Annotated in this window: 11 protein-coding genes and 1 pseudogene; 4 read left to right on the top strand and 8 right to left on the bottom strand. The window is 68.1% G+C overall.

Features of this window, described 5'->3' with window-relative positions; genetic code table 11:
• The 3 genes and pseudogenes from DBR34_RS22165 to DBR34_RS05340 all read right to left on the bottom strand — a co-directional run.
• Positions 1-511: pseudogene (locus DBR34_RS22165) on the bottom strand (endonuclease); the annotation flags it as partial.
• 269 nt (positions 512-780) lie between these two features.
• Positions 781-1,299 carry a c-type cytochrome gene (locus DBR34_RS05345; RefSeq protein ID WP_128096000.1) on the bottom strand — a complete coding sequence of 173 codons (519 nt, stop codon included), beginning with the start codon at positions 1,297-1,299 and terminating at the stop codon, positions 781-783.
• 114 nt (positions 1,300-1,413) lie between these two features.
• Positions 1,414-2,019 (bottom strand): TetR/AcrR family transcriptional regulator, encoded by a 606-nt coding sequence (locus tag DBR34_RS05340; protein WP_038691163.1) that lies wholly within the window; start codon positions 2,017-2,019, stop codon positions 1,414-1,416.
• Between the two features lie 139 nt (positions 2,020-2,158).
• Between DBR34_RS05340 and DBR34_RS05335 the strand changes: the two genes are divergently transcribed.
• The 3 genes from DBR34_RS05335 (at position 2,159) to DBR34_RS05325 (ending at position 6,995) form a co-directional block, all read left to right on the top strand.
• The gene (locus DBR34_RS05335; RefSeq protein WP_128095999.1) at positions 2,159-3,322 is read left to right on the top strand and encodes an isovaleryl-CoA dehydrogenase; all 1,164 of its coding nucleotides are present in this window, start codon (positions 2,159-2,161) and stop codon (positions 3,320-3,322) included.
• Positions 3,323-3,331: 9 nt separating this feature from the next.
• Complete coding sequence (locus DBR34_RS05330; protein WP_128095998.1) at positions 3,332-4,942, top strand: carboxyl transferase domain-containing protein; 1,611 nt, start codon at positions 3,332-3,334, stop codon at positions 4,940-4,942.
• Between the two features lie 64 nt (positions 4,943-5,006).
• Complete coding sequence (locus DBR34_RS05325) at positions 5,007-6,995, top strand: acetyl/propionyl/methylcrotonyl-CoA carboxylase subunit alpha (protein WP_128095997.1); 1,989 nt, start codon at positions 5,007-5,009, stop codon at positions 6,993-6,995.
• 31 nt (positions 6,996-7,026) lie between these two features.
• Here DBR34_RS05325 and DBR34_RS05320 read toward each other — a convergent pair whose 3' ends face one another.
• Entirely contained in the window at positions 7,027-8,199 is a 1,173-nt protein-coding gene (locus DBR34_RS05320; RefSeq protein ID WP_128096001.1) for a putative peptide maturation dehydrogenase, read from the bottom strand.
• A 144-nt stretch (positions 8,200-8,343) separates the two neighbouring features.
• Between DBR34_RS05320 and DBR34_RS05315 the strand changes: the two genes are divergently transcribed.
• Positions 8,344-8,649 carry an NHLP-related RiPP peptide gene (locus DBR34_RS05315; RefSeq protein WP_128095996.1) on the top strand — a complete coding sequence of 102 codons (306 nt, stop codon included), beginning with the start codon at positions 8,344-8,346 and terminating at the stop codon, positions 8,647-8,649.
• Positions 8,650-8,661: 12 nt separating this feature from the next.
• Here the strand turns inward: DBR34_RS05315 and DBR34_RS05310 are convergent, their stop codons facing one another.
• From DBR34_RS05310 to aceB, 4 genes are all read right to left on the bottom strand, one after another.
• Positions 8,662-11,172, bottom strand: a complete 2,511-nt coding sequence (locus tag DBR34_RS05310; protein WP_128095995.1) for a putative peptide modification system cyclase — start codon at positions 11,170-11,172, stop codon at positions 8,662-8,664.
• 16 nt (positions 11,173-11,188) lie between these two features.
• On the bottom strand, positions 11,189-12,232 hold the full coding sequence (locus tag DBR34_RS05305; RefSeq protein ID WP_128095994.1) for a GGDEF domain-containing protein: 1,044 nt from the start codon (positions 12,230-12,232) through the stop codon (positions 11,189-11,191).
• Positions 12,233-12,492: 260 nt separating this feature from the next.
• Complete coding sequence (gene aceA / locus DBR34_RS05300) at positions 12,493-13,785, bottom strand: isocitrate lyase (protein ID WP_128095993.1); 1,293 nt, start codon at positions 13,783-13,785, stop codon at positions 12,493-12,495.
• Positions 13,786-13,837: 52 nt separating this feature from the next.
• Positions 13,838-15,254 (bottom strand): malate synthase A (gene aceB, locus DBR34_RS05295; RefSeq protein ID WP_128095992.1); only part of this gene is annotated, 1,417 nt, incomplete at its 5' end.

Raw genomic sequence — 15,254 nt, 5'->3', positions numbered from 1 at the left:
CCACCGCCGGCACCTGCAGCGGCGCGGTCACCTGCAGGCGCGGGGTGCCCTTGGCGTCGATGCGGACGATGCCTTCCACGTTGCGCAGGACCATGCCGGTACGCAGGTCGGCATTGGCCGGCAGGTAGGCCACCGGGCCGGGATCGCGTGCGTCGCTGCCGTCATCGAGCAACAGGCGGCGGTGTGCGTTGTCGGCGGTGACCTGGGCATGGCCGGCGCTGTGCGGTGCGGCCACTTCGCTGGGCTGCCAAAGGCGTCCGTCGAAGGCCACGCTGAGTTCGCCGAAGCGGGCCAGCCCGTCGGTGCCGGCCAGGGTCAGCGGCGCGGCGATGCGCACCTTCTGGCCGTCCAGGGTGCGCCAGTCGGTGGGCGGTGCGGTCAGGGTGATGCTGGCCGACGCGGAGGCTGCGGCCGGGCGCGCCTGGGGCGCGGTAGCGGGCTGCGGCTGGGCGGCGTGGGCTACGCCGGACAAGGCCAGCGCAAGGGCGAACACAAGCGGGGAACGACGCATCGGTGGGGCGACTCCGGAAAGGGGCAAGAGCAAGTGTGGGGGCGAAAGATGACCCGCCAGCGACCGGCGACGATGGTAGCAACGCAACGCCGCCACCGCCCGGGGGCGGTGTGGGTGTAGGTGTGCGGATGCGGGGTTGGCGGACGCCGTGGAGGGGCGGACGCGGTGAACGCGTGGACGCCGGTAGAGCCGACCGTTGGTCGGCTGCTCCGGATAGCCGACCAACGGTCGGCTCTACCGCGTTGTGGACAGCCGACCAGCGGTCGGCTCTACCGGAGGTTGGCGAGCATCCAGTCGACGGTGGCGTGGATCTGCTCTTCGGTGAGCGCCGGGTTGCCGCCCTTGGGCGGCATGATGCCGCCGTCCGGACCGGTGTAGCCCTCCAGCGCGTGCTTGTAGAGGGTGTCCTTGCCCTGGGCGATGCGCGCATCCCAGTGGCTGTGGTCCAGGGTGGGGGCATTGCCCACGCCGTTGGTGTGGCAGGCGGTGCAGAGGTTGTCGAAGATCACCTTGCCGTCGGTGGTGCCGCCGTAGGCCACCTGCGAAGCTGCCTTGGCCAGCGCCGCAGCCTTGGCGGCGGCCTGCGCTGCCACGCCGGTGCTGCCGGCATAGACCGCGCCGGCCGGGGCGATGCGCTGTTCGGTGCGCTTGGCCGCCATGGGCGAGACCTCAGCGGGAATGCTGGTATGCAGGTATGCGGCAAAGACGATCAGGCCGAGCGTGATGGCCACCAGTAAGGCAATGACCATGGAAAAGCGTTTCAGGAACTCGAGGTCGTAATTCCGCACTCTCTTTACCCCTGGCTGGTAGTCGTTGGACCACGGCTTGTCGGCCGAGTATGACCAGCGTCAGCGGCGATCTGCAAGCCGCCGCGTTCTATCGCAATGCAGCATGGGCGCGGCTCAGGCGCCGGCGGCACGCAGGCAGAAAACGCAGATCGACTCCACCAGCAGGTCTTCGTCGCCGTGCGCGTCGCGGCTGGGCGCGGTCGGCCCGACCAGCGCCTCGGTGAACGCACCGACGATGCAGGCCGCCGCCACGTGGGTGTCCTGCGGCGGGAACGTCCCCGCTTCGATGCCCTCGGCGACGATGCGACGGAACACCTCGCCGAACAACCGGCGGCAGCGGATGCGCTCGGCCTCCACCTCCGGGTCCACCGGTTCGGCGATGAACGCATAGGCCAGCCCGGGGCCGGCCAGCGCGCGCCGTACGAAGGCGGTGATGGCCCGACGCAAGCGCTCCGGCGCCGGCAGCGGCTCGGCGGCAATCGCCTCGAAGATGCGCAGTTCGTGCTCGACCGCGGCGGTGAGCACCTCCACGAACAGCTCCGCCTTGGACGGGAAGTGGCGGTAGATCAGCCCGGTGGACACCCCGGCCTCGGCCGCCACGGCGGTCACCGGCGCATTGCGGTAGCCGCCGGCGGCCACCAGCGCACGGGTGGCCAGCAGGATCCGTTCACGGGCGCCTGCCAGGCGTTCTTCCATCAGTGCTGAGCGTTTGTAGGCCATTTGTTGATTCTATGTTCAATTTTTGAATTTGTGTTCACTTCTTCCACGAACCCCGCTACGCTGGGCCATATCGCCCGCGGGACGGCTGGTGCCGTCCACCCCAACCGGCGCGCCCATCCAGCAGTTGCGGAGTCGCCCCATGCACGTCCCCACCATGAATTTCGATCTCGGCGAAGAGATCGACCTGCTGCGCCAGAGCGTGGCCCATTTTGCCTCGGTCGAGATCGCACCGTTGGCCGCCCAGGCCGATGAAGAGAATCTGTTCCCGCATGCGCTGTGGCGCAAGCTCGGCGAGCAGGGCCTGCTCGGGCTGACCGTGGAAGAGGAATACGGCGGCAGCGGCATGGGCTACCTGGCCCACGTGGTGGCGATGGAAGAGATTTCGCGCGCCTCCGGCGGCATCGGCCTGTCCTACGGCGCGCACTCCAACCTGTGCGTGAACCAGCTGCGCAAGAACGGCAACGACGCGCAGAAGCAGCGCTTCCTGCCCGGCCTGTGCAGCGGCGAGAAGGTCGGCGCACTGGCCATGAGCGAACCGGGCGCGGGCTCGGACGTGGTGTCGATGAAGCTGCGCGCCGACAAGCGCGGCGACCACTACGTGCTCAACGGCAACAAGATGTGGATCACCAACGGCCCCGACGCCGACGTGCTGGTGGTCTACGCCAAGACCGACGTGGAGGCCGGCGCCAAGGGCATCACCGCGTTCCTGGTCGAGAAAGGCATGAAGGGCTTCTCCACCGCGCAGAAGCTGGACAAGCTGGGCATGCGCGGCTCCAACACCTGCGAACTGGTGTTCGAAGACTGCGAAGTGCCCGCAGAGAACGTGCTGGGCGCGGTCGGCGGCGGCGTGAACGTGCTGATGTCCGGCCTGGACTTCGAGCGCGTGGTGCTGTCCGGTGGCCCGCTTGGCCTGATGGCCGCGGCCATGGACGTGGTGATGCCCTACGTGCACGAGCGCAAGCAGTTCGGCCAGGCCATCGGCACCTTCCAGCTGATGCAGGCCAAGCTGGCCGACATGTACGTGGGCCTCAACGCCTGCCGCGCCTATGTGTATGCGGTGGCCCGCGCCTGCGACCAGGGCCGCACCACCCGCCAGGACGCCGCCGGTGCGATCCTCTACTCGGCCGAGAAGGCCACCTGGCTGACCGGCCAGGCGATCCAGGTACTGGGCGGCAACGGCTACATCAACGAGTACCCGACCGGGCGGCTGTGGCGCGATGCCAAGCTGTATGAAATCGGCGCGGGCACCTCGGAAATCCGCCGCATGCTGATCGGTCGCGAACTGTTCCAGCGCACCAAGTAAGGGAAGGCCATGAGCGTATTGAGCAGCCAGCTGCAACCGGGCAGTGATGTTTTCGAGGCCAACCGCACTGCCCTGCAGGCGGTGGTCGATGACCTGCGTGCCACCCTGGCGAAGACCGCGCTGGGCGGCAGCGAGGCCGCCCGCGCCAAGCACACCGCGCGTGGCAAGCTGCTGGTGCGTGATCGCATCGATGCGCTGCTGGATGCAGGCAGCGCGTTCCTGGAGATCGCGCCGCTGGCCGCGCACGGCATGTACGGCGACCCCATCCCGAGCGCGGGCGTGGTGGCCGGCATCGGCCGGGTGTCGGGCGTGGAATGCGTGATCGTGGCCAACGACGCCACCGTCAAGGGCGGCACCTACTACCCGATGACGGTCAAGAAGCACCTGCGCGCGCAGGAAGTGGCCGAACAGAACCGCCTGCCGTGCATCTACCTGGTGGATTCGGGCGGTGCGTTCCTGCCGCTGCAGGACGAGGTGTTCCCCGACCGCGACCATTTCGGCCGGATCTTCTACAACCAGGCCAACCTGTCCGCGCAGGGCATCCCGCAGATCGCCTGCGTGATGGGCAGCTGCACCGCCGGCGGCGCGTATGTGCCGGCCATGAGCGATGAAACGGTGATCGTGCGCGAGCAGGGCACCATCTTCCTCGGTGGCCCGCCGCTGGTGAAGGCCGCCACCGGCGAAGTGGTGACCGCCGAAGAACTGGGCGGTGCCGACGTGCACACCCGCATCTCCGGCGTGGCCGACCACATGGCCGACAACGACCTGCAGGCGCTGGCCCGGGTCCGCGCGATCATCGCCCAGCTCAACTGGCGCAAGCCCGAGCCGGCCCTGGCCGTGCAGGCTGCGGTGGAACCGCGCTACCCGGCCAACGAGCTGTATGGCGTGATCCCCGCCGACACGCGCAAGCCGTACGACGTGCGCGAAGTGATCATGCGCATCGTCGACGACTCGCGGTTCGACGAATTCAAGCCGCGCTATGGCAACACCCTGGTCACCGGCTTCGCGCACCTGCACGGCTACCCGGTGGGCATCATCGCCAACAACGGCATCCTGTTCTCCGAGTCCGCGCTGAAGGGCGCGCACTTCATCGAACTGTGCACCCAGCGCGGCATTCCGCTGGTGTTCCTGCAGAACATCACCGGGTTCATGGTGGGCCGCAAGTACGAACACGGCGGCATCGCCAAGGACGGGGCCAAGCTGGTGATGGCGGTGGCCTGCGCCAAGGTGCCCAAATTCACCGTGGTCATCGGCGGTTCGTTCGGCGCCGGCAACTACGGCATGTGCGGCCGCGCCTATTCGCCCAACTTCCTGTGGATGTGGCCGAACGCGCGCATCGGCGTGATGGGCGGCGAACAGGCCGCCAGCGTGCTGGCCACGGTCAAGCGCGACGGCATCGAGGCCAAGGGCGGGCAGTGGTCGGCCGAGGAAGAGGACGGCTTCAAGGCGCCGATCCGCGACCAGTTCGAACAGCAGGGCCATCCCTACTACGCCAGCGCGCGGTTGTGGGACGACGGCGTGATCGATCCGGCCGACACCCGCCGCGTGCTGGGCCTGGCGTTGTCGGCCAGCCTCAACGCACCGGCGCGGAAAACCGACTTCGGCGTGTTCCGCATGTAAGGCACGCGCGGCACCGCTGGGTGCCGCCCCTTCTTCGCCATTGGCCCGCGCAACGAGACCCCCCATGTTCACCAAGATCCTGATTGCCAACCGCGGCGAAATCGCCTGCCGCGTCATCGCTACCTGCAAGCGTCTGGGCATCGCCACCGTGGCGGTGTATTCGGACGCCGACCGCAACGCGCGCCACGTGCGCCTGGCCGACGAGGCCATCGCGATCGGCCCGGCGCCGGCCCGCGAGAGCTACCTGCGCGGCGACGCGATCCTGGACGCCGCACGCCGCACCGGCGCGCAGGCCATCCACCCCGGTTACGGCTTCCTGTCCGAGAACGCCGGCTTCGCCCAGGCCTGCGCCGAGGCGGGCATCGTCTTCATCGGCCCGTCGGCCGACGCGATCCGCGCGATGGGCGACAAGAGTGCCGCCAAGGCGCTGATGCAGCAGGCCGGCGTGCCGTTGACCCCGGGCTACCACGGTGATGACCAGGCCCCGCAGTTCCTGCGTGCCCAGGCCGATGCGATCACCTACCCGGTGTTGATCAAGGCCAGCGCCGGGGGCGGTGGCAAGGGCATGCGCCGCGTGGACGACAGTGCCGATTTCATCGAGGCCCTGGCCAGCTGCCAGCGCGAGGCGCAGGCCGCGTTCGGCAACGCGCACGTGCTGGTGGAGAAGTATGTCGAGCGCCCGCGCCATATCGAGATCCAGGTGTTCGGCGACAGCCACGGCAACGTGGTGTATCTGTTCGAGCGCGACTGCTCGGTGCAGCGCCGCCACCAGAAGGTGCTGGAAGAAGCCCCCGCACCCGGCATGACCGCCGAGCGCCGCGCCGCGATGGGCAAGGCCGCGGTGGAGGCCGCGCGCGCGGTGAACTACGTGGGTGCCGGCACGGTGGAATTCATTGCCGCCCCCAACGGCGAGTTCTTCTTCATGGAAATGAACACCCGCCTGCAGGTGGAGCACCCGGTGACCGAGTGCATCACCGGCACCGACCTGGTGGAGTGGCAGCTGCGCGTGGCCAGCGGGGAACCGCTGCCGCTGCGGCAGGACCAGCTGCAGATCCGCGGCCATGCGCTGGAAGCGCGCCTGTATGCCGAAGACGCCGACCGGGGTTTCCTGCCGTCCACCGGCACCCTGCGCCACCTGCGCCTGCCGGCCAACACCGCGCACGTGCGCGTGGACGCGGGCGTGGAACAGGGTGATGCGATCACCCCGTTCTACGACCCGATGATTGCCAAGCTGATCGTGTGGGACGTGGACCGCGACGCCGCGCTGCGCCGCATGCAGCAGGCCCTCGCCGAGTGCGAAGTGGTGGGCGTGACCACCAATGCGGCGTTCCTGCGCCGGCTGGTGATGACCGATTCATTCGCCCACGCGGACCTGGACACGGCGCTGATCGAGCGCGAGCAGGCCGCGCTGGCACCCAGCGCCGAAAGCAGCGACCCCACAGTGTGGGCGCTGGCGGCCATTGCCGCGGTCGGGAGCCAGGCGCCCGCCAGCGTCGACGCACGCGACCCGCATTCGCCGTGGCAGCGGCAGGATGGCTGGCGGCTGGGCGCGCGCGCACCGCATGCGCTCAGCCTTGAATACCGGGGCACCGCGCAGGCGGTGACCGCGCTGGAACACGACGGCACCTGGTCGGTGACCGTCGGTGATGCGCGGGTGCTCGCCCACGGCGGCCTCGACGGCGACAGGCTGCGCGTGCAGGCCGGCGATGCCCTGCACCGTGCCCGCGTGGTCCGCGATGGCAGCGAGGTGTACCTGTTCGGCAGCGATGGCGCGCAGCGCTTCACCCTGCACGACCCGGTCAGCGAGGCCGACCAGGCCGTGGCCGATGCCGGCAGCCTGCTGGCACCGATGCCCGGCCGCATTGTCGCCACGGTGGTGGCGCCGGGCACGAAGGTCACGCGCGGTGCACCGCTGCTGGTGCTGGAGGCGATGAAGATGGAACACACCCTGCAGGCACCCGCCGATGGCGTGGTGCAGGGCTACCGGGTCAAGGCCGGTGACCAGGTGGGTGATGGGGCGGTGCTGGTGGATTTCGAGGCGGACGGGGCCTGAGCCCCGCCTGCCGACTTCGCAAGGGCGGCGATCAGGTTGCCGCCGCTTGCCAGATGACCCCCGCCGGGTCGAGTTCGGTGGTGGTCATCTGTGCGGCACGCCAGCCGAAGCCGCACACAGCGAGCACACCTTCGGCGATGGTATCGAGCCTGAGCGCGCGTTCGAGGTGCTTTTCGTTGATGGCGCCCGTAATGAAAGCGCCCAACCCGGCATCGGTCGCGGCCAGGTAAAGCGTCTGGGAAAGGTGGCCGGCTTCCATGGCCACCACGCGGTAGCTCTTGGCATGTTGGCGATACTTCCAGAAAGTACGATTGAACCGGGGCGCCAGCACCACCAGCACGTGCGCATCGGCGAACCAATGCTGCTGCCCCACGGCCTCCATGACAAAGTCGCGATCCAGCACGGCGTCCGTACCGACCGGCGCGATCTGGTGGCTGTCACTCTGGTAGTGGTAGATCCCGGGTGCGACGCCTTCGACATGCTGCACCAGCAGGTAGGCCTCGATCGGATGCAGTCCGCCCCCCGAGGGCACGTTCTTCTTGAGGAAGACGAGATCCTCGCCCACGCGCTGCTGCGCGGTGCTGCCGAAGGTCCGCTGCAGAACCTGGGCAAACAGCGCCAGCGGCAACGGCTGCCGGGTGTCGAAGTTCCGGCAGGTGACACGCCGGGCCAACAGGTCGTCGAAGCAGCCGCTGGGTGACCGGGGCAGCTGCTGGGGTGGGCCGCTCCCCTCGATGCGGGCGCACTCTGCGGGTGGAGCACCCAACGTGCGACGCATCTGGACCGCCGTTTCGGTCTCGGACTCCTTCATGTTCCGCACCGCGTCCACGCCGTCCCAGCGCGAGAATGCATGCAGCACCGCAGCAAGGGGATGCCAATGGGCCTGACGGAGCCGTGCGTCACGCGTGGCGTGCAGCGGGTCAGCCGGGTCCTGGGCGATCACCAGACCGGCCGCCAGCAGTGGGGCAGCCAGCATGGCCTCGGCACTTCCTTCCTCCAGTGCGTGCCAGCGGCTGGGACTCAGGCTGCCCAACCATGCCTGGGCGCGGCCGTCGACCCTGACCGGCGCGTCCAGGTGGGGTGCCAGGGCGTACCACGCCAGGTCACGTACCAGCCCGTCACCTCCCTGTAGAAGGCTTTCAAAACGGAACTCGATGGTTTCCCGTGGTTCCAGCACCAGTACCGCACACCGCCTGACCTGCATCTGCTGTTCCCCTTCGGCAACCCGTTCGTGTTCCACCATATCGATCCATCCGCCCACAACTTGATGGCGACTGCTCCCGATGCCTCAAGATGTGCCGGGCTGGGCCGAAACCAGCACATCGTCCCGACCATCCAAGGATCCGCCATGCCCTCGTTGAAGCTCGAACCCTCCGTCGCCCGGCACCTGGTTCACCTGTTGGCCACGGATGATGCATTCCGCCAGCAGTTTGCCACCGCGACCGAAGCGGCCCTGATCTCTGCGGGCCATGTCCCGGAAGATCAAACGTCGCTGGCAGAATTCGTCACGCTCTGCTGCGCCAACGTGCAGTTGGCCGACAAGGAAGCCATCGCGGCCGCCGAGGAGCAGATCGTGGCCATGCTCACCTGTGGCACCGCGTACACGGTTCCGATGCTCGAACACGGCCATGGCGGTCCGCGCACACTGCGCTGATGGTCCTGTCGATCACGGTCTTCCGCGCGCTGCCGCTGGCGGCAGCGTTGCGGGATCGCCCGCTATCCTGCGCACGTCCAGCACGTTGAGTGCCTGCAGGCAGTAGCTGCATTCCACCTCGGCATAGGCGAGTCCCGCCTTGTCGCGCAGCCAGGCGGCGTGCTGAGCGACGCCGAGGGTATCGCCGGCATCCCGGGCGGCCTGCAGCGCCGATACCCGTACCTGCAGACGCGACTGCTCACCGATGTAAGGCGCAAGGTGATGCAAGGCGTCCTTTGGTCGCCCGTCCAGACGCAGGCGCTCGGCGGCCAACACCGCGTTCATTTCATCGACCAACCGACTGGGTGGCACCCCTTTCAACAGCGCGATGCGCTCGGGGACCGCTTTGGCGAGCTGGCGATCGCCGAGCCTCAAGGCGACCAGCGCGGCCGCCTGGGTAGTGACGATGCGGTCGATGAGATCCACCGGCGGTATGTTGGCGATGTCGTCCAAGGGCACCCGTGACGCTTCACGCAACAGCGCGAGCGCGGACGCGCGTCGGCCGGCCTGCATCTGCGCCACGGCAAGTGGCACGTAGAAGTTGTAACGGTCCACACCGGTTTTTGTGCCGCTTCGCGTCATTCCCCGCTGGGCCAGGCGTATCGCCGAGTCCGCGTCGCCCTGGTCCAGTGCGACCGAGGTGCGGAACACATCGGCGTGGAAGTTGCCTGCGGTGACGCGGTCCAGTAGAACGGCCGCACGCGGATAGTCCCGCCTGGCGGCTGCCACCGTCGCCTGCCGCATCAGTGCGCCCTCCCAGCCCGTAGCGGCCGCCTTGCCTGCCGCAACGTCGGCTGCGTCGTATTGCCCCAATGCCAGCAGGATGCGTCCGTACTGATCCAGGGCCACGGCAGGCAGGTCGACGTGACTCTCACTGACGCGATGTGCCAGCGGAAGCGCTTCGTTGAACCGGTTCTCCACGAACAGATTGAGTGCGGCGTTGTAGGTGGCCGGCAGGTAGTCCGGGTAGAGCTCGGCCATGCTCACCCAGCCGTCGGTGGCGCGGCCCGGGTCGGTGATCTGCAGCGCCCAGTTGCGGACGTAGATTTCCTCGCGGCTGGCAAGATGGCTGGAACGCTGCTGCGCCTGCACCAGGGCCTTGGCCGCACTGGCGAAGTCGGCGCTGGAGAAATGCGCCCGGGTCTGTCCCAGCCACGCCAGGGCGAAGGCGTCGTCGATCTGCGTTGCCTGCTGGTAAAACGCCAGCGCGCCCTTGTAGTCGCCCCGCGCATAGCGGCGCTGTCCGAGTGCATACGCGCGCAGCGCGTCGAGGCTGCTGGTGGTGACCTCGGGCAGGGGTTGGCTGTTGCGTTCGATGACGGCCACTTCCTCGCCCAGATCATCACGCAGCTGGCGCGACACGTCATCGATCGCATTGAGGACGGCGCCTTTCCTGGCCACCGATGACCGGACGGCCAGCGTCTGTCGTGTCTGCGGATCCACCACCTCCACGGAGAACCGGGTGCGCCCCCCGACGGTCGCCACCACGGGCAGCAACACCAGCCGCGCACCGGATCGCACCGCAACGGTGGTGGCATTGCTTCTGTCCAATGGGTCGGTTTCAGGCGACTTGCGCATCATCTCCAGGATGCGGGAAATGCGGTCGTCACTGACGACGTTGACGTAGCGCGACTGCTCCAGGCTGATGCGGAACGCTTGGTCGAGCGCGTCATCGAGCATCACGTTGTTGCTCAGATTCTCAAGCTTGCCCACCACGACCCAGTCCCGCTCGGCGAACGCGATGGCCGGTTCGGGGCGCAGCAGCATCCAGGCACAGATGCCTACCACCAGCGCCAATGCTGCTTCCGCGGCAAGGGCCGTCGGCTGGCGCCAGAGCGGTATGTCGCGGCGGGCCTTCGCGTTTCCGCGTGGCATTCGCAGCGGGGCCGATCCGATCTCGCCCACCTCGAACACTTCCTGCCGGGTCGGTATGCCCTTGAATCGCCAGCGACCATGCGATTTCCACACCAGGCGCGTGCCGCGTTCGCCCAGCTCGCCTGCGGCCCGGTGGGTCAACGACTCGGCGCCGGCCGACAGCAGGAGCTGCCCGGGCCTGGCCAGCGTCATCAGACGCGCGGCCATCGGCTTGGCCAGGCCTTCCACTTCCACGGACTTGGCGCCTGCCTTGATCGCCTCGGCGCTGTTTTCCCAGGTCAAGACCTCGCCAACATGCAATCCGGCGCGGGCACGCAGAACGATCCCCCGCTGCTCGCCGATCGCCTGCAGGCCCTGCTGGTAATCCAGCGCGAACCCCAATGCGTCGATCGCACGATCAAACAACAGAAACAGGCCGTCAGAACGGTCAATCTGGTGCCCGTTCCACAGTTGCTGCAACCCCAATACCAATCGGTCGTGATGCTGGAAAAGTTCAGCGGCCGCCGCGTCACCGATGCGCTCCACCAGGACCATCGAGTCGCACAGATCGGTGAACAACAGCGCCCGCATCTGGGGGGCCTGGGTCGACGCTCCGTTGTCGCCGTTCATGCCGATCTTCCCCCGATCAGGGTGAGGCGGTCGCGGCACGCGACCAGTGCAGCCGGTTGCCGCCCAGGCGCTTGGCCTGGTACAGCGCGTTGTCGGCGCGAGCGTACCACTCGCTCCAGTCGGTGTGGGGCTCCAGCAGGCGCACGCCGATGCTGACCGGGCAGACGTGCGGCACGCCGTGGGCGCGGTCCATCAGGCCGTGTACCGCGCTGAGGATGAACTCGGCCGCGTGCTGCAGGCTGTCGGCGTTTGCGGAGCGCAGCAGCAGGCAGAACTCGTCGCCCCCCAGCCGGCAGGCCAGGTCGGCCTCGGTGGCCACCGAGCGCAGGATGTTGGCCACGCTCTGCAGGACCCGGTCGCCGGCCTGGTGGCCGTGCTCGTCGTTGACCTGCTTGAAGTGGTCGCAGTCGATCAGCAGCAGCCCCTGCGGCGCGCCGTCGGCATGGCTGCGGCAGTCCTGCAGGTACAGCGCCAGGCCACGCCGGTTGTGCAGGCCGGTGAGCTCGTCGGTGCGCACCAGTTCGCGGGTATGGGTAAGCTGGTGGGTGGTGACGTACAGGTTGTCCAGCGCGGTTTCCAGGTCGTGGTTGCGCCGCCGCAGCTGGCGGATCAGGACCTGTTCGTTGCTCACCACGCGCATGATGGTACGGCGCAGGAAATACGCCACCAGGCCCGGGTCGCGGTCGACCAGGCGCTGGAAATCGGCATTGCCCAGTTCCAGCACCACGCTGTCGGCCATCGCGCGTGCATCGGCGCTGCGCGGATGGTCGCCGATCAACAGGCCCAGTTCGCCGAAGAATTCGTTGGGACCGAGCGACTTCACCACCAGGTCGTCGCCGAAATCCAGCTCGATGCCACCGCTCACGACCACATACATGGTGTCGCCGGCTTGACCGCGCTTGAACAGCAGGTCACCCTTGGTCAGGCACTGCTGCCTGCCGAATTCGGCGAACAGCGCGAACTCGGCATTGCTCAGGATGGCGTGCACGATCTCAGCCATCGCAGTCTCGGCGATGCCTGGTTCCTGTTCGCACACAATCGCCGCAACCTTGCCGGTCATCCCGTGCACCCGCTTCCCAGCGTTCCCCCGGTGAGCCGAGGAGAATAGCACCCCTAAAAAGTGTGCGCCTCATCCCATTTCCGCGCCTGGGCGCCGAAATTTCCCGGCCGGCCCGGCACATCCCCCTTCATCACGCGATCCGGGCCTGTCAACGGCCAGCCCGGCCCACATCCGCGTACTGCCGGGCAGCGCACACAAGCCGACGGGCGGTCCCCCGACCGCCCGTCGCCCCGGCCTTCCCTGGCCGCCCTTGGTGATCGTCAGGCTGCCCGTTCGGCGTTGAACTGCTCTTCCTCGGTGGACCCGCTCAGGGCGGTGGTCGAGGACTGGCCCTGCTGGATGGCCTGGGTAACCGCATCGAAGTAGCCGGTGCCGACCTCGCGCTGGTGCTTGACCGCCGTGAAGCCGCGGTCGGCGGCGGCGAACTCGGCCTCCTGCAGCTCCACGAAGGCGCTCATCTGGCGGCGGGCGTAGCCGTGGGCCAGGTTGAACATGGAGTAGTTCAGGGCGTGGAAACCGGCCAGGGTGATGAACTGGAACTTGTAGCCGTACTTGGCAATTTCCTTCTGGAAAGTCGCGATGGTCGCGTCGTCGAGGTTCTTCTTCCAGTTGAAGCTGGGCGAACAGTTGTAGGCCAGCAGCTTGCCCGGGAATTTGGCGTGGATGGCTTCGGCGAACTGGCGGGCGAACTCCAGGTCCGGCTTGCCGGTTTCACACCAGATCAGGTCGGCGTAGGGGGCGTAGGCCAAGCCGCGGCTGATCGCCTGGTCCAGGCCGTTGCGGGTCTTGTAGAAGCCTTCCACGGTCCGCTCGCCGGTGGTGAACGGCTGGTCGTTGGCATCCACGTCGCTGGTCAGCAGGTCGGCGGCTTCGGCATCGGTACGCGCCACCAGCAGGGTGGGCACGCCCATCACGTCGGCGGCCAGGCGCGCGGCGTTGAGCTTCTCGATGGCCTCGCGGGTGGGCACCAGCACCTTGCCGCCCATGTGCCCGCACTTCTTCACCGAGGCCAGCTGGTCTTCGAAGTGCACGCCGGCCGCGCCGGCTTCGATCATCGCCTTCATCAGCTCGAAGGCGTTGAGCACGCCCCCGAAGCCGGCCTCGGCGTCGGCCACGATCGGCTGCAGGAAGTCGATGTCGTCCTTGCCTTCGGCGTGGTGCAGCTGGTCGGCACGCAGCAGCGTGTTGTTGATGCGCTTGACCACCGCCGGCACCGAGTCGGCCGGGTACAGCGACTGGTCCGGGTACATCTGGCCGGCCAGGTTGGCGTCGGCGGCGACCTGCCAGCCGGACAGGTAGATGGCATTCAAACCAGCCTTCACCTGCTGCATGGCCTGGTTGCCGGTCAGCGCGCCGAGCGCGTTGACGAAGTCCTTTTCCTGCAGGTAGGTCCACAGCTTTTCGGCACCCAGCCGCGCCAGCGAATGCTCCACGTGCACGGTGCCGCGCAGGCGCACCACGTCGGCGGCGGTGTAGTTGCGGGTGATCCCGGCCCAGCGCGGGTCGGTGTTCCAAGCGTGCTGGATCTGTTCGGCGGTCTGCAGGGTGCTCATGTCGAATCTCCAAAAGGAACGGATGCGGTAACAGCGGGTGGATGGGGCGGAATCAGGCGAGGCGGTCGTAGGCCGGCAGGGTCAGGAAGTCGGTCAGGGTGTCGCGGCGGCTGAGCTCGGCCAGCAGCGCGATGGACTCGGGCAGGCGGGCGCTGCCGGGCAGCGCGGCGGTGTCGCCGAGACGGGTGGGCAGCTGCGCCAGGGTGGCATCGAGCAGCGCCAGGTCGATGGCGGTGCCGTCGTCGAGGTGCTGGCCGGGGGTATGCAGCCACTGCCACAGCTGGCTGCGGCTGATTTCGGCCGTGGCCGCGTCTTCCATCAGGTGGTGGATGGGCACGCAGCCGTTGCCGTCCAGCCAGGCCGCCAGGTAGCGCACGCAGACCTCCACGTTGCCCTCGAAGCCGGCGCGGGTGATGGTGCCGGTGGGCGCGGCGATCAGCGCGTTGCGGTCCACCTGCACGTCGTTGCGCAGCACGTGGTGCTGGTTCGGCGTGGGCATGTGTTCGTCGAAGATCGCCTGGGCAATCGGGATCAGCGCCGGGTGCGCCACCCAGGTGCCGTCGTGCCCGGCAGTCACTTCGCGCAGCTTGTCGGCACGCACCCGCGCCATCGCCTGTTCGTTGGCGGCGGCATCGTGGTTGATCGGGATCTGCGCCGCCATGCCGCCCATGGCGTGCGCGCCACGGCGGTGGCAGGTGCGGATCAGCAGTTCCGAATAGGCCTTCAGGAACGGCTGGGTCATGGTCACCTGGCCGCGCTCGGGCAGCACCTTGTCGGCGTGCCGGCGGAAGGTCTTGATGTAGGAAAAGATGTAGTCCCAGCGACCGCAGTTGAGGCCGACAATGCGGTCGCGCAATGCGTGCAGGATTTCATCCATTTCGAATGCGGCCGGCAGCGTCTCGATCAGCACGGTGACCTTGATCTGGCCATGCGGCAGGCCGAGCATGCCTTCGATGTGCGACAGCGCGGTTTCCCACAGCGCCGCTTCCTCCATCGACTGCAGCTTGGGCAGGTAGAAGTACGGGCCGCGCTGCTTGCACATCAGCGTGCGGGCGTTGTGGAAGGCGAACACGGCCGCGTCGAACAGGCCGCCGGCGATGGCCTGGCCGTCGATGCGCACATGCTTTTCGTCCAGGTGCCAGCCGCGCGGCCGCACGATCAGCACCGCCTGTTCGTTGAACGGGCGCAGCGTGTACTGCTTGCCGGGCTTGCCCTCCACCGACGGGCCGGTATGGGTGAGGTCGCCGCGCACCGCGCCGATCAGCGCCTGCTGGCCGGCCAGCAGGTTGGCCCAGGCCGGGGCGGTGGAATCCTCGAAATCGGCCATGAAGACCTTGGCGCCGGAGTTCAGCGCGTTGATGACCATCTTCGGGTCGGTCGGCCCGGTGATCTCCACGCGGCGATCCTGCAGCGCGTCGGGCAGGGGCGCCACGCGCCAGTCCTCGCTGCGGATGTGCGCGGTGTCGGCA

The sequence above is a fragment of the Stenotrophomonas sp. HMWF003 genome (assembly GCF_003061285.1).
In the GTDB taxonomy this organism is placed as follows: Bacteria; Pseudomonadota; Gammaproteobacteria; order Xanthomonadales; family Xanthomonadaceae; genus Stenotrophomonas; species Stenotrophomonas maltophilia_AP.
Note: the sequence above shows the minus strand (reverse complement) of the source record. Positions and strands in the feature narration are given on the sequence as shown.